28 protein-coding genes are annotated in these 22,020 nt (G+C 67.4%); 13 read left to right on the forward strand and 15 right to left on the reverse strand.

All coding sequences use genetic code 11. The annotated features are described in order from the left end of the window. Nucleotides 1-100: 100 nt before the first annotated feature. The 3 genes from NG1_RS09225 to NG1_RS09235 are packed head-to-tail and all read left to right on the forward strand — an operon-like array spanning nucleotide 101 to nucleotide 1,801. Nucleotides 101-433 (forward strand): hypothetical protein, encoded by a 333-nt coding sequence (locus tag NG1_RS09225; RefSeq protein WP_062969638.1) that lies wholly within the window; start codon nucleotides 101-103, stop codon nucleotides 431-433. Then, nucleotides 411-938, forward strand: a complete 528-nt coding sequence (locus NG1_RS09230; RefSeq protein ID WP_062969639.1) for a DUF6879 family protein — start codon at nucleotides 411-413, stop codon at nucleotides 936-938. Before NG1_RS09225 ends, NG1_RS09230 begins: the two co-directional genes overlap by 23 nt. After that, nucleotides 935-1,801, forward strand: a complete 867-nt coding sequence (locus tag NG1_RS09235) for a helix-turn-helix domain-containing protein (RefSeq protein WP_062969640.1) — start codon at nucleotides 935-937, stop codon at nucleotides 1,799-1,801. Before NG1_RS09230 ends, NG1_RS09235 begins: the two co-directional genes overlap by 4 nt. A gap of 526 nt (nucleotides 1,802-2,327) precedes the next feature. Here NG1_RS09235 and NG1_RS38780 read toward each other — a convergent pair. Next, nucleotides 2,328-2,459, reverse strand: coding sequence for a hypothetical protein (locus NG1_RS38780; protein ID WP_281218144.1), 132 nt, complete (start codon nucleotides 2,457-2,459; stop codon nucleotides 2,328-2,330). A gap of 229 nt (nucleotides 2,460-2,688) precedes the next feature. Continuing rightward, the gene (locus NG1_RS09240) at nucleotides 2,689-3,333 is read right to left on the reverse strand and encodes a nitroreductase family protein (protein ID WP_062969641.1); all 645 of its coding nucleotides are present in this window, start codon (nucleotides 3,331-3,333) and stop codon (nucleotides 2,689-2,691) included. A gap of 225 nt (nucleotides 3,334-3,558) precedes the next feature. Here NG1_RS09240 and NG1_RS37810 point away from each other — a divergent pair, with 225 nt between their 5' ends. Then, entirely contained in the window at nucleotides 3,559-3,927 is a 369-nt protein-coding gene (locus NG1_RS37810; RefSeq protein ID WP_281218159.1) for a MarR family winged helix-turn-helix transcriptional regulator, read from the forward strand. 191 nt (nucleotides 3,928-4,118) lie between these two features. Here the strand turns inward: NG1_RS37810 and NG1_RS09250 are convergent, their stop codons facing one another. Then, nucleotides 4,119-4,559 (reverse strand): hypothetical protein, encoded by a 441-nt coding sequence (locus NG1_RS09250; protein ID WP_157113934.1) that lies wholly within the window; start codon nucleotides 4,557-4,559, stop codon nucleotides 4,119-4,121. A 304-nt stretch (nucleotides 4,560-4,863) separates the two neighbouring features. On the opposite strand from NG1_RS09250, the gene NG1_RS09255 reads away from it, so the two are divergent. Next, nucleotides 4,864-5,391 (forward strand): CAP family protein, encoded by a 528-nt coding sequence (locus NG1_RS09255; protein WP_157113935.1) that lies wholly within the window; start codon nucleotides 4,864-4,866, stop codon nucleotides 5,389-5,391. 434 nt (nucleotides 5,392-5,825) lie between these two features. Here the strand turns inward: NG1_RS09255 and NG1_RS09260 are convergent, their stop codons facing one another. Then, a complete protein-coding gene (locus tag NG1_RS09260; RefSeq protein WP_157113936.1) occupies nucleotides 5,826-6,353 on the reverse strand; it encodes an allene oxide cyclase barrel-like domain-containing protein in 528 nt (175 codons plus the stop codon). A 193-nt stretch (nucleotides 6,354-6,546) separates the two neighbouring features. Here NG1_RS09260 and NG1_RS09265 point away from each other — a divergent pair, with 193 nt between their 5' ends. Both NG1_RS09265 and NG1_RS09270 read left to right on the forward strand, forming a co-directional pair. After that, a complete protein-coding gene (locus NG1_RS09265) occupies nucleotides 6,547-7,125 on the forward strand; it encodes a GNAT family N-acetyltransferase (protein ID WP_062969646.1) in 579 nt (192 codons plus the stop codon). 93 nt (nucleotides 7,126-7,218) lie between these two features. Next, nucleotides 7,219-7,941, forward strand: coding sequence for a hypothetical protein (locus tag NG1_RS09270; RefSeq protein WP_062969647.1), 723 nt, complete (start codon nucleotides 7,219-7,221; stop codon nucleotides 7,939-7,941). Nucleotides 7,942-8,072: 131 nt separating this feature from the next. On the opposite strand, the gene NG1_RS09275 is transcribed toward NG1_RS09270, so the two are convergent. Next, entirely contained in the window at nucleotides 8,073-8,891 is an 819-nt protein-coding gene (locus NG1_RS09275) for a class I SAM-dependent methyltransferase (protein ID WP_062969648.1), read from the reverse strand. 326 nt (nucleotides 8,892-9,217) lie between these two features. On the opposite strand from NG1_RS09275, the gene NG1_RS09280 reads away from it, so the two are divergent. Next, nucleotides 9,218-10,063, forward strand: a complete 846-nt coding sequence (locus NG1_RS09280) for a methyltransferase domain-containing protein (protein WP_084498799.1) — start codon at nucleotides 9,218-9,220, stop codon at nucleotides 10,061-10,063. 12 nt (nucleotides 10,064-10,075) lie between these two features. On the opposite strand, the gene NG1_RS09285 is transcribed toward NG1_RS09280, so the two are convergent. The 5 genes from NG1_RS09285 to NG1_RS35325 all read right to left on the reverse strand — a co-directional run bounded on the left by NG1_RS09285 (nucleotide 10,076) and on the right by NG1_RS35325 (nucleotide 12,618). After that, nucleotides 10,076-10,417: a hypothetical protein gene (locus NG1_RS09285; protein WP_062969650.1), complete on the reverse strand. Its 342-nt coding sequence runs from the start codon at nucleotides 10,415-10,417 to the stop codon at nucleotides 10,076-10,078. Beyond that, a complete protein-coding gene (locus NG1_RS09290; RefSeq protein WP_062969651.1) occupies nucleotides 10,414-10,791 on the reverse strand; it encodes a hypothetical protein in 378 nt (125 codons plus the stop codon). Before NG1_RS09290 ends, NG1_RS09285 begins: the two co-directional genes overlap by 4 nt. 166 nt (nucleotides 10,792-10,957) lie before the next feature. Beyond that, on the reverse strand, nucleotides 10,958-12,079 hold the full coding sequence (locus NG1_RS09295) for a helix-turn-helix domain-containing protein (RefSeq protein ID WP_062969652.1): 1,122 nt from the start codon (nucleotides 12,077-12,079) through the stop codon (nucleotides 10,958-10,960). 46 nt (nucleotides 12,080-12,125) lie between these two features. Continuing rightward, the gene (locus NG1_RS09300) at nucleotides 12,126-12,335 is read right to left on the reverse strand and encodes a hypothetical protein (RefSeq protein ID WP_157113937.1); all 210 of its coding nucleotides are present in this window, start codon (nucleotides 12,333-12,335) and stop codon (nucleotides 12,126-12,128) included. A 115-nt stretch (nucleotides 12,336-12,450) separates the two neighbouring features. Further along, nucleotides 12,451-12,618, reverse strand: a complete 168-nt coding sequence (locus NG1_RS35325) for a DUF3145 family protein (RefSeq protein WP_084498800.1) — start codon at nucleotides 12,616-12,618, stop codon at nucleotides 12,451-12,453. 88 nt (nucleotides 12,619-12,706) lie between these two features. On the opposite strand from NG1_RS35325, the gene NG1_RS35330 reads away from it, so the two are divergent. Next, nucleotides 12,707-12,934: a ribbon-helix-helix domain-containing protein gene (locus NG1_RS35330; RefSeq protein ID WP_157113938.1), complete on the forward strand. Its 228-nt coding sequence runs from the start codon at nucleotides 12,707-12,709 to the stop codon at nucleotides 12,932-12,934. Beyond that, nucleotides 12,922-13,347: a type II toxin-antitoxin system VapC family toxin gene (locus tag NG1_RS09305; RefSeq protein WP_245659846.1), complete on the forward strand. Its 426-nt coding sequence runs from the start codon at nucleotides 12,922-12,924 to the stop codon at nucleotides 13,345-13,347. Before NG1_RS35330 ends, NG1_RS09305 begins: the two co-directional genes overlap by 13 nt. 253 nt (nucleotides 13,348-13,600) lie before the next feature. Here NG1_RS09305 and NG1_RS09310 read toward each other — a convergent pair whose 3' ends face one another. Both NG1_RS09310 and NG1_RS09315 read right to left on the reverse strand, forming a co-directional pair. After that, a complete protein-coding gene (locus NG1_RS09310; RefSeq protein ID WP_040865831.1) occupies nucleotides 13,601-14,134 on the reverse strand; it encodes a DUF3145 domain-containing protein in 534 nt (177 codons plus the stop codon). Between the two features lie 95 nt (nucleotides 14,135-14,229). Continuing rightward, a complete protein-coding gene (locus NG1_RS09315; protein ID WP_062969654.1) occupies nucleotides 14,230-15,063 on the reverse strand; it encodes a serine hydrolase domain-containing protein in 834 nt (277 codons plus the stop codon). 42 nt (nucleotides 15,064-15,105) lie between these two features. Here NG1_RS09315 and NG1_RS09320 point away from each other — a divergent pair, with 42 nt between their 5' ends. Both NG1_RS09320 and NG1_RS09325 read left to right on the forward strand, forming a co-directional pair. Further along, nucleotides 15,106-16,299 (forward strand): serine hydrolase domain-containing protein, encoded by a 1,194-nt coding sequence (locus NG1_RS09320; RefSeq protein WP_062969655.1) that lies wholly within the window; start codon nucleotides 15,106-15,108, stop codon nucleotides 16,297-16,299. 107 nt (nucleotides 16,300-16,406) lie between these two features. Then, on the forward strand, nucleotides 16,407-16,754 hold the full coding sequence (locus NG1_RS09325) for an iron chaperone (RefSeq protein ID WP_062969656.1): 348 nt from the start codon (nucleotides 16,407-16,409) through the stop codon (nucleotides 16,752-16,754). A 7-nt stretch (nucleotides 16,755-16,761) separates the two neighbouring features. Here NG1_RS09325 and NG1_RS09330 read toward each other — a convergent pair whose 3' ends face one another. The 3 genes from NG1_RS09330 to NG1_RS09340 all read right to left on the reverse strand — a co-directional run bounded on the left by NG1_RS09330 (nucleotide 16,762) and on the right by NG1_RS09340 (nucleotide 19,695). Further along, complete coding sequence (locus NG1_RS09330) at nucleotides 16,762-17,892, reverse strand: NDMA-dependent alcohol dehydrogenase (RefSeq protein ID WP_062969657.1); 1,131 nt, start codon at nucleotides 17,890-17,892, stop codon at nucleotides 16,762-16,764. 144 nt (nucleotides 17,893-18,036) lie between these two features. Continuing rightward, a complete protein-coding gene (locus tag NG1_RS09335) occupies nucleotides 18,037-18,567 on the reverse strand; it encodes a DinB family protein (protein WP_062969658.1) in 531 nt (176 codons plus the stop codon). A 72-nt stretch (nucleotides 18,568-18,639) separates the two neighbouring features. After that, the gene (locus NG1_RS09340) at nucleotides 18,640-19,695 is read right to left on the reverse strand and encodes a phosphotransferase family protein (RefSeq protein WP_062969659.1); all 1,056 of its coding nucleotides are present in this window, start codon (nucleotides 19,693-19,695) and stop codon (nucleotides 18,640-18,642) included. Nucleotides 19,696-19,785: 90 nt separating this feature from the next. Between NG1_RS09340 and pabB the strand changes: the two genes are divergently transcribed. Continuing rightward, nucleotides 19,786-22,002, forward strand: a complete 2,217-nt coding sequence (gene pabB, locus NG1_RS09345) for an aminodeoxychorismate synthase component I (RefSeq protein ID WP_062969660.1) — start codon at nucleotides 19,786-19,788, stop codon at nucleotides 22,000-22,002. The last annotated feature ends 18 nt before the right edge of the window (nucleotides 22,003-22,020 follow it).

A 22,020-nucleotide genomic window follows, 5' to 3' on the forward strand; every position in this document is an offset into this window, starting at 1 on the left:
CAAAAGTGCGGCGAAGTGAGCAAGGGATTGCACATCCGCCTCTCGGGCTGTGACCATCGACAAGGCACGCACTCCATGTGACACCAGAGAAGGGCACCACATGCGAGTTCGATTCATCGGCGGGGTATCCGGCGGCGACGGATCGCCCCGGCTCTACATCACCGAGATCCAGCCACCGCGCTATGCGGTACAGGGCTGGAAAACCGGCCACCCTGGCACTGTGGAGATTCCGCACAAACTGTTGTGGTTCGTCGAGCCTGGCACCTGTGTGTCGGGGCTGCGCGATACCGGACACGGTTCGTTCCTGCTGTCCGGTGAGCCCGTCACCGACGCGGAGGCGCTGGAGTTCATGGCGATTCCGGACCACGAGACTGCGGTGTTGGTGCCGATCGGTCAGGAGGTGCGCCCGGATGCGCCTGCTGCACGGCGCTAGCGAGCTGCGGCCGGTGTTCGCCACCGCGCACCGGTCCGCTTTCCACCTCGAGACGCACGACGACTACACCAGCGAGTCGGAATCCGAATCGCTCGCCGCGTTCCGTGCCGACGAGACCAGTGACCCCGGCGGGGAATGGTTCGCCGGCTGGACGAACCACGTAGCCACCACGGTGGCGCGCGGTGTCGCGGTGCGCCGTGCACGGATCGTCACCGAGCCGCACACGCTCTACACGCGGTATCTCCTCGCACTGAGCCGCCACAACACCGCAGCCGGTGAAGACATCCGCTATCTCGCGCGGCGCGATGCCGATCCGTCCGACGCGGAAACCGAGGATTTCTGGCTGTTCGATGACCAGGCGGTCGCGTTCTCGCTGTTCGACGCGCGCGGAATCTGGGTCGGCGCGGCGCTGACCGACGAACCCGTGATCGTCGCGCACGCGGTCGCGATCCGTGACCGCGTGTGGTCGGCGGCAATTCCGTTCAGGGAATATGCCGCCCGATGAACGGAGCGGCACGGGCGAAAGTAGCTCTCGGGGCACGGCTCCGAGAGCTGCGCAGAGATGCCGGGTTGGATGGGAGACAGCTCAGCACCGCCGCCGAGTGGCACTGGTCGAAAACCTCCCGGATCGAGAACGGCAAGCAAATGCCGAGCGAGAACGACTTGGCGGTGTGGTGCCGCGTTTGTAACACGCCGCTCGCGCTGCCTGATCTCGTCGCGGCACTGCGCAATGTCCGCGCCCAATGGGCCGAGTGGCGGCGGATCACCGCGACCGGGCACACCCGCCGCCAACAACGCGGCCGGGAAATCGAATCCGAGACACGACAGCTCCGCATCTACAACCCGACGATCGTTCCCGGACTGCTCCAGACCAAGGACTACGCCCGCGCAGTGCTCACGCAGTGCATCGGATTTCTCGGCACGCCCGACGACCTGGACACTGCCGTGGCGGCGCGCATGGCGCGACAGGAGATCTTGCGGAGCGGTGGCGCACGGATAGCCGTGTTAATTCATGAGGCGGCGCTACACACCACGCTCGGAGATGACGACGTGATGGCCGGGCAAATGCGGCACCTGCTCGATACAGCGTTCGGCAATCCCCGGCTGTCCTTCGCCGTGGTGCCGCCGCGCGCACCGTTCGTCTACCTCTCGGGCAGTTTCCACCTGTTCGATCGTCGGCAAGTCCTGATCGAGACCGCCAGCGCCGAACTCAGCATCACGGCGCCGAGCGAGTTGGAGTTGTACGAACGGCTATGGGCGGGGCTGTGCGGTCACGCGGTCCACGGAGATGCCGCACGCGCGCTGATTGTGTCGGCTCTGGACGGCCGCACCAACCCCGGCGCATCTCCTACGACATCCACACGTTGATCGGAGCGGGGGCAGCATCCCACCAGTTCAGCGCCGATATTGCGAAACCTCCGAACTTGCCGAGAACGTGCCAGGGCGGGCAGATACAGCCTGGACAGAACCACACACAGCGGACATCGGACCGCTGCTGATCTGGACAGATCGGAGAGAGTGGAACCGGGGCGGACGGTTTCTGCGCGGTAAAGGCCGAAGGTCTCTAGCCAGTTGATTGTTGTTGTTGCGATTTGCGGGCGGGGTTGGTCGGTTCGCGGCTACGGTCTGTGGCCGTGCCCGGCACCAGTTTGATTGCCCGCCGCCGGGCCAGGTACCGCTCGACATGAGCCCGGCCACCGGCCCGGGCTCATGAGAAGTGTCACGACGAAACCGACCCGCGCGCGGGGAGAGTTCCACGCCCGAACCCAGCGCATACCAGCACGACCACGCCCCCTCAGCGGAGGCGCATGCTCGGCCGGGTCGTCGCCGCTGAGCCGTCGTGCCCTCGGGCGCGAACACGGTGATCGGTGATCGACTCCATGGGCGACGGTCTTCACCACATCAGAAAGATCGCCGCCAGGCCCACGACGTAGCCGATGACCATCGCGGCCACACCACCGAGCACCACCACAAGCCAGGACTTGCCGAGCCACCGAAGTGTCACCACCACGAGGGTGGTGAGCACGAGAATTCCGATGAGCAAAGCTACGGCAGGTGCGTGATTGGACTCCACGCTGGTCGAATCGGCTCATCGGGAGTCGATGTTTCACCGAGTTGGGCTGCCAGGAGAAAATTGCCGAACTGGCTGTACCCAGCCGAGGTGTGCGCGCATGCGGCGTGGCGCGCGTTGGACGGCCATCCAGATTGGTTGGCTGGCACGGCTTTCTAACGCCAACTAGCCGAATACGGTGCATTTACCAGTTGTTCCAGTGCAGTACTTGGTCGCGGGGGATGCGTTGGGCGGGACGGAAATCGGTGCCGAGGGTGAAGGCGAGGGGGATCAGGGCCGCGAGCATGATCTGGTTGTGGGGAACATCGAGCGTGTGGGCGAGTTCGCGTTCGAGCGGGGCCTGCGCGGTGGTCCAAACCGTGCCGAGGCCTCGTGCGCGGGCGGCAAGCATGAAGCTCCACGCGGCGGGCAAGATGGACCCCCAGGTTCCAGCTTGCTCGGCGACGGATGCGCGGTCGGTTCGGCCTTCGACGGCGGGGATGACTATGGCCGGAACTTGGTGGATGTGGTTGTAGAGATACTCGAGCCCGCCGGCGATTCGCGGCCAGGATCCGTGGGCGTTCATCCGGTACAGATCGTGTGAGGTCAGCGGGGTGCCTTGGGCGAGGTGCACTGCCCTGCGGTAGATGTCGGCGACGGCCGCGCGCTGGGCCTGGTCGGTGACGACGACGAAATGCCAGCGTTGGCGATTGCGGCCAGTGGGCGCCTGGGTCGCGACGTCGACGCATTCCTCGATCAGATGTCGCGGTACGGGCCTGGTGAGGTCGAGGCGTTTGCGCACTGCTCTGGTGGTGGACAAGACCTGATCGGCGGACAGGTTCAACGACATCGGCAATCCTCTCGAAACGATGCACTTTCGTCTGCCACAAAATCATCTGTGCTCAGATGATTTTAATCGTATGGGTCGATCCGTCTGCCGTCAAACAATCTCGAGGAAGACGATTGTGCTAGTTTTGCCGGTATGCCGAACAGGACCGATGCTCGCGCGCAGCCTGTCTACCTACCGCGACTCGCCGCGGAGCGCCCCGACATCGCATTGTGTCGCGCGTCGGCGATGGTGACCCGAGCCGCAGATGCTGCGGCCGGGAACAGTGGCCTCGGAGTGGGGCATCATCTGGTGTTGAAGATGCTCGCGGCAGTCGGGCCGTGTTCGCAGCAGGTACTCTGCGCCGAATTGCGCATCGATCGCAGCGTCATGGTCGGTATCGCGGACGACCTGGAGAAATCCGGTTACGTTCGCCGGGAACGCGACCCTGCGGATCGACGCGCGTACGCGGTTACCATCACGCAGCCGGGACGCCGCGTGCTCGCCAAGGCGGAGAAGACTATTCCCGAATTTCTAGACCAGACCTTTTCGGCACTCACCTCGGCCGAGCGTGACCAGCTCACAACACTGCTGAGCAAGCTCCTGTTCAACGGTTGACGAATCCGGATCCATCCCGGGCGGACATCCTGCTGCCGCGACCCGCGCGTTCGCGAACAGTGCAACAGCTACAGACTGGCGAGAGATTCGGTGGCCTCGATTCGACCGCCACCGTGCCCGGCCGACTCCACGGCTCGGCACGCTGCACCGACGGCAGCTGGGTCGGCTTGGTCGAGTTCCTGGCCGCACTGTCACGCCGACCGCCACGGCAGGAGCCGACGAACCGCCTTTCGTCCCGAGGTGATGTGCGGGGGTCGCGACATCAGGGAATCCTTGCCCCGAATACACCACCCGAACGCCACCCACCGGTCGTCGTCATCGGTGATCACATACTCTTCGGCGCCCCCGAGAATGATCGCCTCGACCGCCGCGGCCGCCTGGGACGGCTTGTCCTCGAATTGGATTTCGTAGTCGGCGATGGCGCGGACACACCAGCCCGTTTCGATGCGCACCGCGGCGTCGCCCATATCCACGAGTTTGATGTGTGGATTGGCCCCGCGCACTTCGGCTTCCGTGGACGAGGAGCCGCTGGAGAGCACCAGGGTGCCGGGATTCGAAAACGTCTGGATGGCGTAACGCTCGGCGATGGCAAACACCTCCGAGCAGAACATCTCCCATTCCGTCCCAGTCACCCCGGCCTCCCAGCCCGAACCCGCCCCAGCACAGCTGGATACCACCGCAGATGCGCACCCCCGTTGAGATCGATTGCCGCCCCAGGATAGGCGTGCCTGCGGACGAAGGGGCCAGGGGAAGGTCAGGGGATGGACAGCCGAGTTGTAGACCGGCTGTAGACGGGGGTCCGGAAACATCCACGAGAAATCACGCTCACATCGACCCGGTAGGCTCGCCGTATCCCGAAACACTCACGGCCTGTGGGGGTTCCAGGGTTTGCATGGTCCGCTTCTGTTGTGCCCTACTCTGCCTCGGGAGGTCGTCGTGCGTGTCGGACGGTTGGTATCGGTTGTTGCCGCGGTGATGCTCGCCGCGTTCGTCGCCGGCGGAGGCCCCGCCGCCGGACAGAGCGATTACGCGCAGACCGGGCTCAACCTGCACAACCAATACCGGGCCAAGCACGGTTCCCCGGCCATGACCTCGACCCAGAACCTGAACAACCTGGCCGACCAATGCGCGAAGTACTACGCCCAAAAGAACACGATCGATCACAGCTGCCCTTACAAGAACGGGGCCGGGGAGAACCTCGCCGGGGGACGGGGCAGCTGGGACGGTGTCTCCTTTGTCCAGATGGGCACGCAGATGTGGTACGACGAGGTCAAGAACTACGACTTCGACAACCCCGGGTTCAGCATGTCAACGGGCCATTTCACGCAGTTGGTGTGGAAGGCCAGCACCCGGCTCGGTATCGGGTACGCCTCGCAGAACGGCTGGACTGTCGTCGTCGGTCTCTACAACCCACCCGGCAACGTGCAGGGACAGTTCCCCCAGAACGTGGCACGCCCGCGCTGAGCCGGGCCTGTCCACGGCGATCACGCGCTGCACATCGCGATCCAGCGTAATCGAGCGCAGGCCCTCGTCCTCGGAGTCGACGCGCTCGTCGGTCTCCGAGAATCAGCGCGGTGTCGATGACGGGGTCTCCGGCCTGGGCGACCATCGGCTTACGGTTGACCCGATGCAGCGCCTGCCCCTCGCTGTTGTGGCGGTGGCGCCGCACCACGGCGACGATCTCGCCGGACACCGTGGTGGTCGCACCAGCGTTCGGGGTTCGATCCCCTCTGCGCCCACAGAAGTGCAGCTTGTGGAGGTAGCGGCACACCTGCTGCCAGTACTCGAGGTCTCACCGAACCGGCCCCGATTCGCTCCTCTCGGGTGAACTCCGTCGCTACCCACACGGGCAACCCACGGATCAGCCGGACAATCCGAGGCCGGGGATCCGGTCGATGTCAGGTGAGGTGGAGGGTCAGTTGGGTTCGGTCCGCGGCGACGACCTCGACATGGATGTAACCCCGGGCCGCCGTGTACTTGCCGGTGCCCCCGGTGATCGCGATGTCGTAGGCGCGCGCGCCGGGCGTGCGGGGATCGGTCACCGTGCCCTTGGTGGTGATCCGGCCCTCGGGCAGCGACAGCGCGCCGTCACACCGCATCTGCACCGAAGCGTTTTCGGCGATGGACACGACCGTGCAAACCCCGGAGCCGCGGCCGAACCCGGCCTCATCGCGCCGAAGATCGTCGATGTGAGTCACCTGATCGCCCGGACCGAGTCGCTTGTCGCCATCCCGGTCGAAAAACGAGGAACTCGTCTCGATCGCGGTCAACTCGATCACCTCGGCGGCCGCCGATGCCGCCGCCGGGCCGGTGACCACCGCCGCCGCGACCACGGCGATCGCCCCGCCCTGAATCCTGTTCGCCACTCGCAGACCTCCCGGTGCGGTTCGGTTTGAAGCGGTACAGCCGCACAAGATATCCGGCACCCGCCGCCCCCGGCCGCCACCGCGGCATGTGACGGCGTTTCTTGTCTCTCACCCGGCCTCGCGAGACCGCCGTGCGGCAGGATCGTACTTCTAAAGGCAGGCGGCACCGCGGAACAGGCGCGCCGCGCGTTCGCGGCTCGGTCGGCGCGTCCATTGCCAAGATCGCAGGCAGCGAGGTCGGTATCGTCGCGATATGCCCGCGTTGATCGCTCCGACGGCACGTCTGCATACGGCCTGGCTCGAGGCGCATGAGGAGTGGGGGCCCGGCCCGCACGAGGACGGTTTCGGATTGCGGCCGTCCGACGAGGTGAAATCGCCGACGGGTTTCGCGGCCTGGGTGGCTCGGCTGGACCACGAATCGGGTCGGGCGGTGGACGAGACGGGCCGGGCACGGTGCACCTACCGATGGATCGTCGAGGGTGACCGAGTGCTCGGCGGGATCGCTCTGCGGCATGGCTTCGACGACTTCGTGCGGTGGGCCGGTCACATCGGCTACGGGATCCGGCCGTCCGCGCGGCGGCGCGGGCTGGCCACCTGGGCTCTGGGCCGGATGCTGGACGAGGCGGGGAAACTCGGCATGGACCGCGTGTTGATCGTCTGCGCGGCCGACAACATCGCCTCGGCGAAGACCATCGAGCGCCGAGGCGGCGTTCTCGAGCGCATCGTCGACACCCGACTCGGTCCGGCACGGCGTTATTGGGTCGATATCGGCGCTCATGACCAGGTGGCCGCCCGCCATGGACAACAGACAACGGCCACACCGGGGCAGTGAGGAACACCCCTCGGTCGGGGTCGAACTTTTCCTGCCCTCCCTTCTGCGGTCGTAAAATAATCGGCACGAGTCCACTCCTCGAGGAGGTCGGCGATGACCGACAGCCCACGATCGATTGCCGCGACCGACAAGGCGCTCCCTTCGGGTACGGATGAGGAGCGATTCTCCGGCTACGGAGTGATGGGAATACCGTTCGCCAGCGGTCACTACCTGGCGCTGCGGCACTTCCCTGCCAGCTCGGTCGGCGCGGGGTACGACGCGGTGTGGCATCGGGACCCCGACGGCAAATGGGTGATCTACAGCAGTGTCTCCCCGGCCACCAGCTGCGCCCGCTATTTCGGATCAGCACTCGAAGACGCGCGAACCGAAGACATCTCGGTCGATTGGACCGGCCCCGCCACCTTCACAGTGCGGGTGGGCGACAAGATCGTGTGGGATCTCCAGCTGGGACGATCGGTGGCGACAGCCGCGATGACGGGTCTCGGCCGCATGATGCCCGCCGCTCTGTGGCGACGTCCTGCCGTCTTGTCGCTCATGTCGCGGGCGGCGGGACCGGCGCTCGGCGTGGGGCGGGTACAGCTCAGCGGTACTTCGCCGAACGGTCAATTGTTCCGGGCCAACCCCCGGATGCTGTGGACCGTCGAAAACAGCACTGCCCGGATCGACGGAATAGATATCGGTCCTCCGGGACCGCTGGCCGAGCAGGCCAAACTCGGTGACTTCTGGCTGCCGCAACGTGGGATGTTCGCCGTGGGCGAGTCCTATTTCGAACAATACGATCCGACGCGCCATCACCCGGCCCGCCCCGGTGCATGACGGACGCGCCGGTTCGGTTGCTCAACGGTTTCACCGGACCGCCGGACACCTGCGGTCGGCGCATAGCGCCCATGCCCGGGTAGACCCCCGCGTTCCGGGCGCGGACGCCGAACGAATAGCCCGTGGCGCAGTCAGCCCGCTCGGCGTCCGGTGACCAACAGGTACTCCCATTCCATCCGCCCATCGCCCAGGTCGTGCTGGGACGCGAGTTCCGCGAGAGCCCGGTCCAACTGCGCGATCTTGTCGGGTTCCCCCGCAATGGCCTTGTACACCGCGACCGTCGGTCCGTAGTACGTCTTGAAGAAGTCGCGGAACTCGGCGGCGTCGGCGAAGCGGTCGATGACCGCGTTCTCCCGGCGTAGCTCCAGGTCGGCGACGCGATCGCCGAGCAGCGACCGGACATGCGCTTCGTCGCCCCAGAGCGGGGGCGGCTGCGCGCCGGGCGGGGGCGGCGGAGCGAACGGTTTCATCGTGGCGAACATCTGCCCGATGAATCCGGAGGGCGTCCAGTTGATCAGCCCGATCGTGCCGCCCGGTTTGGCCACGCGCACCAGTTCGTCCGCTGCTGCCTGGTGAAACGGCGCGAACATGACACCGACGCAGGAGATCACCGCGTCGAACTCGGCATCGGAGAAGGGCAAGGCCTCGGCGTCGGCTTCCTGCCACCGAAGGTCGACGCCCCGTTCGGCGGCGACGCGCCGGCCCGCCTCGAACAGTTCCGGCGTGAGGTCGCTCGCCACGACATCCGCACCGGCCTCGGCAGCAGGGATCGCGGCGTTCCCGGACCCGGCCGCGACGTCGAGCACCCGTTGCCCCGGGCCGATACGGCAGGCCTCCACGAGACGACGGCCCAGCCCCGGGATGACTTCGGCGGCGATCGACGAATAGTCGCCCAGTGCCCACATCACGCGATGCCGCCGCTTGAGATCAGCGGAGCCGGATTCGGTCATCTGACGCTCCTCTGTAGTCGGGCTCGCGAAAGGGCCGTCGAATCTTCCGCGCCGGCCACGATCGCTCTCGCCGACAGTGGGCGAGTGCACTCTCACGAATCAGCGCGGCTCATCGAAACCGTGAGCCGAGCGAGTGTTACCCGGTAAAGGGCGCAACAAACGGAGCCACCTGCGGCGACAGGTCAGCTACTGCCCGTCGAGTCGCTGTCGGCAGAGTTCGTGCGGCCCGTTGCGAGATTTCCGGGCAGGACGCTGCCACGGCAGCCGCCGAGGCGACGCGAAGGACGTGTTGCCATCCGCCGGGGTGCCGGGATTACTGTCGGGATATGCCGAGCGAGCCCGCGCCGTCCACCCCGTCATTCCATGTGAACGCGATTCCCGACGCGTCGCGCCCTACTACCACCGACGACCCGATGGCCGTGCTGGTCGGCATCCTGGATCTCCAGGCGGCGCTGCCGGGTATTCGGCGCATGCGCGCGTGGGCGCACGAGGTTTTGGCCGTCCAACCCGGCGAGCGCGCGCTGGATATCGGCGCCGGAACAGGCACCGAGGTGATCGAACTGGCCCGCCGAGTCGGGCCGGGCGGCGAAGCGGTCGGCGTCGACCCGAATCCCGCGATGCTCGCGATCGCCCGTGGGCGCGCCGAGACGGCGGACGCTCGGGCCCGTTTCGTCGAAGGCACCGCCTACCATCTGCCGTTCCCGGACGATTCCTTCGACGCGGTGCGCTGCGAGCGCGTCTACCAGCACCTCGACGACCCGGCCGCCGCCACCGCCGAGATCGCGCGGGTCCTGCGGCCGGGCGGGCGCGTGCTGCTCATCGACAGCGACTGGCACACGGCCATCGCGCATCCCGGCGACGACGATGTGATGGCCCGCCTGTCCACGTCGCTGCTCGCGACCACCCCGAATCCGAAGTCGGGCCGAAGCCTGCGCGGCCTGCTCACCGCCGCCGGTTTCGCGATCGACGACATCGGATCGGAGGCGGTGATCTGGGATCCGCAGACCATCCGCCCCCTCTTCGCCCAGATGACCGAGCGCGCCCGCGCCGACGGCGTGATCACCGAGCAGGAACGCGACGACCTGGCCGCCACCATGGAGGCGGGCATCGCCAAAGGCGACTACCACCTCTCGGTCACCATGTTCGCCGTGCTCGGCCACCGAGGAGAGTGAGCCGCCCGGCTCTCACCGCTGCCGCCCCGCATCCGGCCGGATACGCCCGGCCTCCACGAGGACTCGCCACGCAGCCGTCTTGCGCGGACATTCCCCCACGCGACACGCACGGTGCCGCTGCATGGTCATCTGCGCCTCCCCCACGCCCATCGCGTGATCGGGCGCGTCATGCGGGAAACCCAGCGGCCAAACCGTCGTGTCCATGTCTCCGCGCTCCCGTTCCACTCGCCGGGTGATCTCGTCCACGCTGCGCCCCTCCGGCAACCGAACAGGCCACAGCCATGAGGTCATGCCGACCAGCAAGGTGAGCAGCACCGCACCGATCGCGACCGCCAATAGTTGCCACCCGTTCACGGCAACCTCCGGTACGGGTGATCGATGGGCAACAGAGACGGCCACCGATACCCGCGCGGATACGTCTGCTCGGGAGTGATCAGGTCGCATAGTTCGGTGACCGCACGGGCGAACGGCTCGACATGAGCCAACCCAGGCACGATCACCGCGACCGCATCCGCCACCCGGATATGCTCGACCGCCAGCAGAGCCGTCGTCCGGACCGCCGTAGCGAAGACGATCAGCTCCACCACGAAATACCCACGCGCAGCAGCTATTTCACGGATCAACCACTCATCGCGTTGCTCGTCCGCACCGGAAACCTCGCGCCGAATGAAGCCCAGCGCGTTCGGCCCCATCGATGTGGCGCTGGTGCAACCGCCTTCACCGTCCATCCCCTGTCACTCCCCTGCTCGTTGTGTTGGTGAGCACCCGCCGCCGAGGAGTGGAACGGCGTCGACTCGGCGGCGAGGCTGGGCACCAGCGTGCCCGCCGAGCGGAAAGTGACGATTACAGAGCGCTATACCGCGTGTGGATCAATGCCGAGACTGTTCGCCAACGTCAGATGGCCTTGCGGTGCGCGCGGCGAGCAATCGCCGCCACGGAATCAAGGACCATCGGGTCCATTCGGGTACGTTGCGGGTCGACCATTTCGGCCTCCGAGAAGGCCCGCACCGCCTCGGCATCGTTGCCTGCGGCGGTGAGAGCATGGCCGTAGTCGGTCCAGAAATAGACGATTCGATTCGGCGCACGAACCGGTCGTGGATCCACGGTGCGAGCCACCCTGATAGCCGTGTCGCTGTCACCGAGTTCACTCGCCACCGACACATGCCAGATCGCCGCGCTGGTCGGGCCGAACCACAGGCGACCGAACCCACCGTCCTCGGTCTCACCGAGCGAGCGCGCCTCGGCGTACGCCTCATCGAGCAGGTCGGAGGCGGTACCGCTCTGTCCCGCAATCGCATTGGCGATGGCCCCCCGGCACAGCAGGTTCCCGTATGCCTGTCGAACCGCGGTCGCGCCGAGGAAAGGTTGCATCTCTGCCGCAGTACGGGACGCCAATCGACCAGCCAATGCCGCATTCTCCGGCGGCATCGCGTTCAGTCTGGAAATCTCGGCCAAGCCGATCCACTCGGAATGCTCCAGATTCCGAGCACACCGAAGCCCGGCATCCGCGATCCCCGAGGCGAGGTCAGGAAACCCCACCCCCTTGACCAGGAATCTGGCGTTGAACGTCAGCTCGACGAATTCCGGCCCACCGAAGTAGAAGGCATCCCGCAGCAGGTCGGCCATGCCCGGGGCAAGCGCGGCGTAGTCCGCGTTATTGCGCAGGATCGTCGAACGGGCAACCGCTTCGCGTACAGCCTCCCGTGGCCGTTCCGGCTTCCGGCGTTCTTCCACCGAGATCTCGAGGTAAGCCGACCTGATCTCCGGAATCGCCGCCATGGCAACAGCCTTGGCCGGATCCGTCGGATCTCCCGGTTGCCCCAGCAGCTGTGCGACGGTGACGTTCAGCGCACGAGCGATGGCAACCTGGGTCGCCCGCCGATCCAAAGCCCGCTGCCCACTCTCGATCTGCGAGATATAGCCCTGCGTCAGCCCGGCGCGATCAGCCAGCACCTTCTGACTGATCCCACCCCGCCGCCTGCGCCAGTACCGGATGCGTTGCCCGGTGTGCTCCATGCCTCGAGGGTAGGTCGTCGCCGGGAGGGGTACCAGCCCGAATCCCTCAGAACAGATGACACTGGTCGGGCGGCAGGACGCGCACCACGCACAGGCCGACGATGCCGAAGAACAGGACGCTCGCGATCGCGCCTCGTACCGCGTCGACGACGCCCGGGGGCACTTCTACGGCCGCTGCGACCGGTTCGGCGGTTGCCGTCGCAGGTGCGGCGGTCGCGGCCGTCAGGGCGATCGCTGCGGCGGCGATGATGCGCATACCGGCATGCTTCATGGTCGACTCCTCGTGCTCGGCCCCGACCGTGTGACGACCCTATCCCCGTCGGCGAAACCGGGGCAGACGCCAATTCCGGTGGCTACCGGAGCCGTGAAATCTACCCCACGTCCCGGCGCAGCCAAGTGACCTCGGCGCCGGTTTCCGTTCCGTAGCGGTAGATTTCGAGGTCCTCGTCCCATGCGGTGCCTAGGGCGCGGTCGATTTCGGCGGCCAGGTCGTAAGCGGAGAAGCTAGCCGAGTTCGCGGGTGACCCGGAGCGTGGCACGCAAACCCATCTCCGCCGCTCATGATGTCAATGTTTGGCGTTCGAAGGCCGTGCCACGGTCCGATACCGAGGGGTATGCTGGCATACCATGAAGCGTACGACGGTGAAACTGCCGGATGACCTGGACAGCCGACTTCGGCATGAAGCAGCCCGGCGGCAGATGACCGTTTCCGAATGGACCCGAGAGGCCATCTCGGCCCACTTGCCAGGATCAAATGAATCCCGCAGGTTCGGAGCCGCCGGAGCCGGACATAGTGGGCGATCGGACATTTCGGAGCGGATCGAGGAGATCCTGCGCGGGGAGTGGGACCGATAACGCGACTGCTGGTCGACGCCGGCCCGCTCTACGCCTACGTCGACGCCGACGATGCACACCACGCCCGCTGCTTGGACCTGCTCCAACACCACCGAGGCCCTCTCGTGGTGCCGACTTTGGTCATCACAGAAGCGGCCTATCTGATTGCGACCCGGTTGGGCACGAACGCGGAAGTTCGGTTTCTCGGAGACTTCGCCGAGGGACTATTCGAGGTCGAGCCGGTGCACCCCAGCGATTGGCTGCGGATTGCGGAGTTGACCTCGAAATACCGCAACTTGCCACTAGGCACCGCCGACGCTTCTGTCATCGCGACAGCCGAACGACTCGGCATTCGCCAAGTCGCCACATTGGATCGCCGTCACTTCTCAGTGGTCCGGCCGAAGCACATCGACTCCCTAGAGATACTTCCCTGACGAGCCGGTCAGTGGCCCGAGCCGCTGACCACACTCAGGCAGGTGCCCGTCCCCGATACGACGTGCAGGCTACGGCGGACGCCGATCGGCGTAGTCGCACGATGCCGAACCGCGCTTGTCACGAGCATTCCTTGTCGAGTCGACGACCTAGGGCGATTCACCGCCGCGACAGTCGGTTCTGTAGCAATCCGGGCTGTCGCCGTCGCGCAGCGCGGCCGCGGCGATAGGTGCGATCGCGTGTCCGTCGTGACACCTACCCCACGTCCCGGCGCAGCCAAGTGACCTCGGCGCCGGTTTCCGTTCCGTAGCGGTAGATTTCGAGGTCCTCGTCCCATGCGGTGCCTAGGGCGCGGTCGATTTCGGCGGCCAGGTCGTAGGCGGAGTACTTGCCGAGTTCGCGGGTGGCCTGGAGCATGGCGCGCAGGCGCATCTCGCCGACCATGACGTCGCCGTTGGCGCTGGTGGAGCCGTGCCACAGACCGAGGCCGGGGACGAAGCTGTAGCGTTCGCCGTCCACGCCGTCGCTGGGGTCCTCGGTCACCTCGAAGCGCAGAACGGGCCAGGAGCGCAACGATTGGGCGATCTTCGAGGCGGTGCCGACCGGACCGATCCACTCACTGGTGGCGCGCAGTTGGCCGTCGGCTGGTTGGGCGGTCCAGCGCAGCTTCGCCGGGGCACCCAGGGCCGAGGTGAGTGCCCACTCGACATGCGGGCACAGCGCGGCAGGCGACGAGTGGATGTAGACCACACCCGCCGTCGCGTCCGCGAACTGACTCGATGCGCGCACCACCAATACCTCCAGCTTCGACGAGGACCGTCTTCCCCAACGATTCGTCGGACTGGCGTTGCCTGAGTGTACTGGAGTGCCCGAAGTTACACGTGTTACTTCGCGACCGTGTTGCGACCGGCTGTCGCCTCCGCGATCACGGCGTCGCTCAGTGGTGGCCAGGCCGCCCGCGCCCAGTCGCCGAAATTCTCGTCGCTCAAGGCGAGACACGCCAACCCCGATTTCGGGTCAACCCATAAAAATGTCCCGGATTGGCCGAAATGTCCATAGGTTTGTGGCGAATTCGTGCCACCGGTCCAGTGCGGAGACTTGCCGTCGCGGATTTCGAAGCCGAGTCCCCAGTCGTTGGGGCGCTGCGAACCGTAACCGGGCAGCACGCCGTTCAGGCCGGGGAACTGGACGGAGGTGGCCTCCGCGTGCGTCTGCGCCGAGATCAACCGGGGGTTCAGCAATTCGGCGGCGAAGCGGGCCAGGTCCGTCGCGCTGGACCGTCCCGCGTGCCCGGCCGGACCGGCCAGGACCGAAGCGGTCATGCCCAGCGGCTCGAACACGGCGTCGCGCAGGTACTCGTCGAACGCGATCCCGGTCTGCGCGGTGAGGAATTCGGCGAGCACTTCGAAACCCGCGCTGGAGTAGATCCGCCGGGAGCCGGGCGACGCCTGGATGTCGGTGGTGTCGAACGCGAGTCCGGAGGCGTGCGCCAGCAGATGACGCACCGTGGCGCCGGGCGGTCCGGCGGGCTGGTCGAGGTCGACCGCGCCCTCCTCCACCGCGACGAGCACGGCGTAGGCGACCAGCGGCTTGGTCACCGACGCGAGCGGGAACACCCGCTCGACATCGCCTTCGCTCGCGACGCCGCCGTCGGCGGTGACCACCGCGGCCGCGGCGTGCCGGACCGGCCATTCCCGAATCTGCTCGAGTGAACGCACCCTGCGAGCCTACGAGAACCGGGTAGCTACCATCGACTCGCCATGAGTGAAAAGCCCACTGTTCACGGCGAGGTCGCATCAGATTTCGAACCGGTCGCCGACGCCTTCCGCCGCAACTTCGAGCGCCACGGCGAAATCGGCGCCGCCGTCGCGGTCTACGCCGGTGAACGCCCCGTGGTCGACCTGTGGGCCGGCTTCCGTGATCGCAGGCGCACGCTGCCCTGGGAGCAGGACACGATCGTTCCGGTGTTCTCCTCGACCAAGGGCATGGCGGCGTTCACCGTCGCCACCGCGGTAACCAAGGGTCTGCTCGACTACGAGCAGCCGGTGGCGAAGTACTGGCCGGAGTTCGCCGCCCACGGCAAGGACGCGATCACGGTGCGCCAGCTGATCGACCACCAGGCCGGGCTGTCCGGCCTCAGCGAGATCGTGCGGCTGCCCCAGATCGCCGACCTGGACGGCCTCGCACGCATTCTCGCGGCGCAGAAACCGGCTTGGCGGCCCGGCACAAGGCACGGTTATCACGCGATCACCCTCGGCCTGTACCAGGGCGAGCTGCTGCGCCGCGTCGACCCGCACCACCGCACGCTCGGACGGATCTTCGCCGAGGACATCGCCGCACCGCTCGGTGTCGATTTCCACATCGGTCTGCCCGCCGAGCAGAGCATGGACCGCATCGCCGCGATGTCGGCCACCCGCGGCCTGGACGTGTTGCGCTACGAGCGCGATCTCCCGCTGCGCATCGGCGCGGAGATCTACGCCGGACGCGGGCTGTCGCACGCGGCGCTGACCAACCCGCGCTGCGGGGCTCCGGCGCGGGCGACCCGGCGCGAGTTCCTCGAGGTGGAACTGCCCGGATCCAACGGGGTGGGCAACGCCCGCGCGCTGGCCGAGGTCTACGGCGCGGCCGCCGGTCGCACCGGCGCGCTCCCGATCGACGACGCGCTGCTGGACCGGCTCGCCACCGACCGCACCGCCGACGACGTCCCCGCCGAGGACTTGGTGCTGCACACCAAGAGCCGCTACCACCTCGGCTTCCGCAAGTCGCGCGGTAGCTTCCGCTTCGGCTCCGACAAACACGCCTACGGCACCACGGGCCTCGGCGGTTCGTTCGGCTTCGCCGACCCGGCCACCGGCCTGGGCTTCGGTTACACGATGAACCGGCTCGGCCTTGCCGTCCTCGACGACATCCGCAGCCGCAACCTGCGCGAAGCCCTGCTGCGCTGCCGGATCTGAACTCCGGCGCCGCGCCGGGCCTCTCGCGAACCGCTGTCCGGCGCACGGGTTCCTACACTCGGGAGGCACTCGCCGTCCAGCTACCGACCGTGGAATCGAGGGAGCTCATGGCAGACCGACCGGCCACCGTAGACGCATATCTCGCCGCGTTCCCCGACGACGCGCGCGGCATCCTCGACGCGATCCGGCGCACCATCCAGGCCGCCCTGCCGGAGGCCACCGAGGCGATCAGCTACGACATCCCCACCTTCCGGTTGCACGGCCGCGACGTCGTGCACTTCGCGGGGTGGAAGCAGCACGTCAGCCTCTACCCGATCCCGGACGGCGATCCCGCGTTGGCACGCGAGCTCGAGCGGTACCGGGCGGGCAAGGGAACGCTGCGGTTCCGGCTCGGCGAACCGGTGCCGTACGACCTGATCGCACGGATCGTCACCGCGCTCGCCGAGCGGCGGTGAGGGCGCTCTACCAGTCGGCCTCGGTGTACTTGATGATGCCGCGGATGTTCTTGCCGTCCAGCATGTCCTGGTAGCCCTGGTTGATCTCTTCCAGGGAGTAGCTGCGGGTGACCATGTCGTCCAGGTTGAGCTGGCCGGCCTTGTACAGCGACAGCAGGCGCGGCGCGTCCTGGCGGGCGTTGCCACCGCCGAAGATGCAGCCTTTCACCGTCTTCTGCAACATCGACAGCAGGAAGCTGTTCAGCTTGACGTCGTTCTCGTCCATCCGGCCCATCGAGGTGACCACCAGGGTGCCCGCCTTCGAGGTGAGGATCAGGCCCTCCTCGATGTACTCGCCGTGCATCTCGCCCATGGTCAGGATGACCTTCTCGGCCATCCGGCCCTCGGTGGCCTCCAGCAGCGGCATGATCGCGGCGGCCATGCTCTCGTAGGTGTGCGTGGCGCCGAACTTCTGCGCCTGCTCGCGCTTCCACGGATTCGGGTCGATGGCCACCACCTTCGACGCGCCCGACAGCACCGCACCCTGCAACGCGCTCATGCCGACGCCGCCGATGCCCGCGATCACCACGGTCTCGCCCGGCGCCACCTGCGCCACGTGGGTGGAGGAGCCGAAACCGGTGGGGACGCCACAGCCGACCAGGCAGGCCACCTCGAACGGAATGCTCGGATCGATCTTCACCACGGAGGTGTGGTGCACCGTCATGTACGGCGCGAAGGTGCCCAGCAGGCACATCGGGATGACGTTCTCGCCGCGGGCCTGGATGCGGTAGGTGCCGTCGCTGATCGCCTGCCCCATCAGCAGGCCTGCGCCCAGGTCGCACAGTGCCATGTGTCCTGCCACGCAGGCCGGACAGCGGCCACAGGCGGGGATGAACGACAGGATCACGTGGTCGCCGACCTGGAGGTCGGCCGGGCAGTTCGGGCCGAGCTTGGTGATCACGCCCGCGCCCTCGTGCCCGCCCATCACAGGGAAGGACGGCATCGGGGTCGCGCCGGTCACGATGTGGTGGTCGGAGTGGCACATACCGGCGGTTTCCATCCGGATCTGCACCTCGCCGGCGACCGGGTCACCGACCTCGATCTCCTCCACCGACCACGGCTGGTCGATCCCCCACAGGATCGCGCCCTTCGTCTTCATTCCTGTCGACCCTCTCGCATGCACGTGCTTTCATGTGACTGCACCCACAGTACGAGAAAAATGTAACGCGTTCTAGTACCGGCCGGAAAATTCGTCGGCAAAGCGTGACATCGGCGCCGAACGCGTTACAGTTCGGCGATGCGTTCACCCGCGGACGTCGTGCACGTGGTGCAAGAGATCATGGAGGATGTACCGGGCGAACGACTCCACCGTGAACTCCGCTCCGTCACTGCGCGCACCGCGCAGACCGCGCCGCTCGGGTGGCACCGATTCGAAAGCCAGCGCCGCCCGCTCGGCGGCCTCGGCCAACTGCACGGCCACCACGGCCGGATCCTGCTCGTTGTAGCGGTCGGTGACCGCGGCCGCGTCCTGATCCCAGTTCGGGAAGCGCGGCGGCTCCCCCTCGGAGTTGTCGGTCAGCATCAGGCCCAGGCGAGTGTCGGACATGCGGCACACGTCGCGCACGTGCGCGCCGTACTCCAGCTCCGACCAGGTCGATTCGTCCGGCCGCGCGCGCACGCCGGGGCGGTCGAGCACCGCGGCGAAACGGACGGCCGTCTCCCGGATCAACGCGGGCACGGCTTCGTAGGCGGTCGCGGCGGCGTCGAAACCGCATTCGGGACAGGGGCGGCTCAACACCCAGGTCCAGTCCTTGACATCGGGAACGATCGGCATGCGCTCAACCTAGGCGCGGCCGGACAGCGCCTTCCACCGATATCCGGTCAACTATCGGGCACATCCCGACAGTCACTCCATCAACCGCTGCGCCCGCTCGAAGAGTTCCAGCGTGATCGCGTGCAGGAAGTCGCCGACCTCCTTGGGGGCCTTTCCGGCGAACGCGCGCGCGTGCGTGCCCTCCAGGACGATGCCGAGCTTGAAGCAGGCCAGCACGGTGTACCAGGGCATCGCGCTCAGGTCGCGATCGGAGAACTGCCCGTAGTGCGCGATCATCTCCTCGGCCGTCGGCAGACCGCCCACCGCGCCGAGCTTGCCGACCAGCGCCGCGCCGGTGGTACCGGGTTCCGGGCGGGTGGCGATCTGCCAGCCGAGGTCCAGCAGCGGATCGCCGATGGTGGACATCTCCCAGTCGACCATCGCCGCCACCTGCGGGCCGTCGAACTCGAACATCATGTTCGCCAAATGGCAGTCACCGTGCAGGATGCCGGGAGTCCACTGCGCGGGGCGATTGCGGTCCAGCCACTCGCCCACCGCCGCCACGCCGGGAATCTCCGGACCGGGGTAGCCCTCGTTGGCCGAATACGACTCCAGCTCACCGAGCCAGCGCGGCACCTGGCGCTCCAGGAAGCCCTCCGGCTTGCCGTAGTCGGCCAAGCCGAGCGCCTGGTAGTCCAGCGCACCGAGCCGCGCGATGGCTTCGACCGCCGACAGGCCCATCTGCCTGCGAACTTCCGGATCGCCCGCGTGCAACTCGGGCAGTTCGTTCTGCGGATTGAAGCCGTGGATCGGCTCCATCAGGTAGAAGACCGCGCCGAGCACCGACTCGTCGGCGCAGGCCGCGATCACCCTCGGCGCGCGGACCTCGGTGCCGCCCAGCGCGCCGAGCAGCCTGGCCTCGCGCCGGATCACGTCGTTGCTCTTGGCGCGCAGGTGCTTCGGGCCACGGCGCAGCACGTACGTGCGGCCGCCGCGCGTGAAGCGGAGCATGATGTTCTGCGTTCCGCCACCGAGCGCGATCACATCCTCGAACTCACCCCCGGACAGACCCTGCTCATCCATCCACTTTCCGACGACGGCGAAGTCGACGACGGCGGGATCCACATCGACCGGTTGCGCAACAGACATGCACCACATTGTGCACCACCCGCCGACCCGAACTGAAGGCAGACGACAACAGTTTAGCTCCGACCGGTGCGGCGTAGGGTTTCCAGCACCATGCACACGCTGTTGATCGACAACTACGACTCGTTCACCTACAACCTCTACCAGCTGATCAGCGAGGTGAACGGCGTCGAGCCGGCGGTCGTGCGCAACGACGAGGCGCGCACGGTCGCCGAACTCGATCTGGGCCGCTTCGACAACGTCGTGGTCTCGCCCGGACCGGGACGGCCGGGCGTGGCACGCGACATGGGAATCTCCACGGCGGTGATCGTCGAGAGCGACCTGCCGTTGCTCGGGGTGTGCCTGGGCCACCAGGGCATCGTGGTCGCGGCGGGCGGCGTGGTCGCCGAGGCGCCCGCCGCCAGGCACGGGTATCTCGACCGCATCCAGCACGACGACCGCGATCTGTTCGCCGGGATTCCGCAGGGCTTCACCGCGGTGCGCTATCACTCGCTGTGCGCGCTGCGACCGCTGCCGGACGATCTCGAGGTCACCGCGCTGTCCGGTGACGGCGTCGTGATGGGTGTGCGGCACCGCGCGCGCCCGCAGTGGGGCGTGCAGTTCCATCCGGAATCGATCGCGAGCGAGTTCGGCGCGGCACTGCTGCGCAACTTCGCGAAGCTCACCGCCGCGCACCGGAGCAGGCGTGCCTCCACGGTGCGGAACCCGTCGATCGCCCCGGCGCGTGATCGCGTGGCCGAGCCGGTCCTGGCACGATTCCCCCTCCCCGACGCGGCCTCGCCCGTGCCGCTCGCGGCCGAGCAGTTCCCCGCCGCGGCCGTCGAACTCGATCGCGCGTCATCCGCTGGGCGTACGGGCCCGATGCGTTCCATGCCGCGGACCTACCGGCTCCAGCGGGCCGTGCTCGAACGGCCGATCGATACCGAGCGCGCGTTCGTGCAGTTGTACGGCAACTCCCCGACGGCGTTCTGGCTCGACAGCGAGCATGTGGAGCCCGGAGCCGACCGGTTCTCCTTCCTGGGCGACGCGAGCGGTCCGCTGGCCGAGGTGCTGCGCTATCGCGTGGGCGACGGCGAGGTGACCGTCGAGTCCTCCGACGGGCATCGGCGCACCGCACCGGGCGGCATCCTCGATTTCCTGGCCGCCGAGCTGCGCACGCGCCGGCTCGAATTGCCCGATCTGCCCTTCGATTTCGTCGGCGGCTACGTCGGTTATCTCGGTTACGAGGTGAAAGCCGACTGCGGCGGGAACGCGGTTCACCGCGCCCCGACCCCGGACGCTCAGTGGATCTTCGCCGACCGGATGGTGGTGGTCGACCACGTCGGCGGGCGCACGCACCTGCTGGCGCTGAGCGACGACGTGGAGACCGCCCGATCCGCCGCCGACTGGCTGCGCGACACCCGCGAAACCCTGAACAGCCTTCCGACCTGGACGAATCCGCCGCCGCTCGAGGTGCCGCCGGACGATGACGCCGTCGAGCCACTGCTCACCCGCGGCCGGGAGCGCTATCTCGCCGACATCGCGGTCTGCCAGGAGCGGTTGCACGCCGGCGAATCCTACGAGATCAACTTGACCGACAGCGCCACGATCCCCGCCGCCGCGGCCGACGGCCTCGATTTCTACCGCACGCTGCGCCGGTGCAACCCCGCCCCGTACGCCGCCTACCTGCGCTTCGACGACCTGGACATCGCCTGCTCGTCGCCGGAGCGCTTCTTGAAGGTCGACCGCCGCCGCATCGTGGAGAGCAAGCCGATCAAGGGGACCGCGCCGCGCGGCGCGACACCCGAGCAGGACGAGCGCCTGCGCCGCGAGCTGGCCGACAGCCCGAAGACCAGGGCGGAGAATCTCATGATCGTCGATCTGCTGCGCAACGATCTGGGCCGGGTCTGCGAGATCGGCAGTGTGTATGTCCCGAAGCTGATGGTCACCGAGCAGTACGCGACCGTGCACCAACTGGTCTCGACGGTGCGCGGCAGGCTGCAACCGGAGATCGGCGTGGTCGATTGCCTGCGCGCCTGTTTTCCCGGCGGCTCGATGACCGGCGCGCCGAAGCTGCGCACCATGGAGATCATCGATGCGCTGGAAACCGAAGCGCGGGGCGTCTATTCGGGCACGATCGGTTTCCTCGGGCTCGGTGGCACCGCCGACCTCAACATCGTGATCCGTACCGCAGTGCGCTACGGCGGACGCTGGCGGATCGGAGCGGGCGGAGCCATCGTGCTCGACTCCGACCCGGCCGGCGAGTACCACGAGGTCCTGCTCAAGGCGGCCGCCACGTTGCGCGCGGCCGCCGACCACGCGCACCGCTGAACGCGAGCGTCCTTCTCG

Origin of the sequence: Nocardia gamkensis NBRC 108242 (assembly GCF_001612985.1) — a bacterium.
GTDB lineage: Bacteria > Actinomycetota > Actinomycetes > Mycobacteriales > Mycobacteriaceae > Nocardia > Nocardia gamkensis.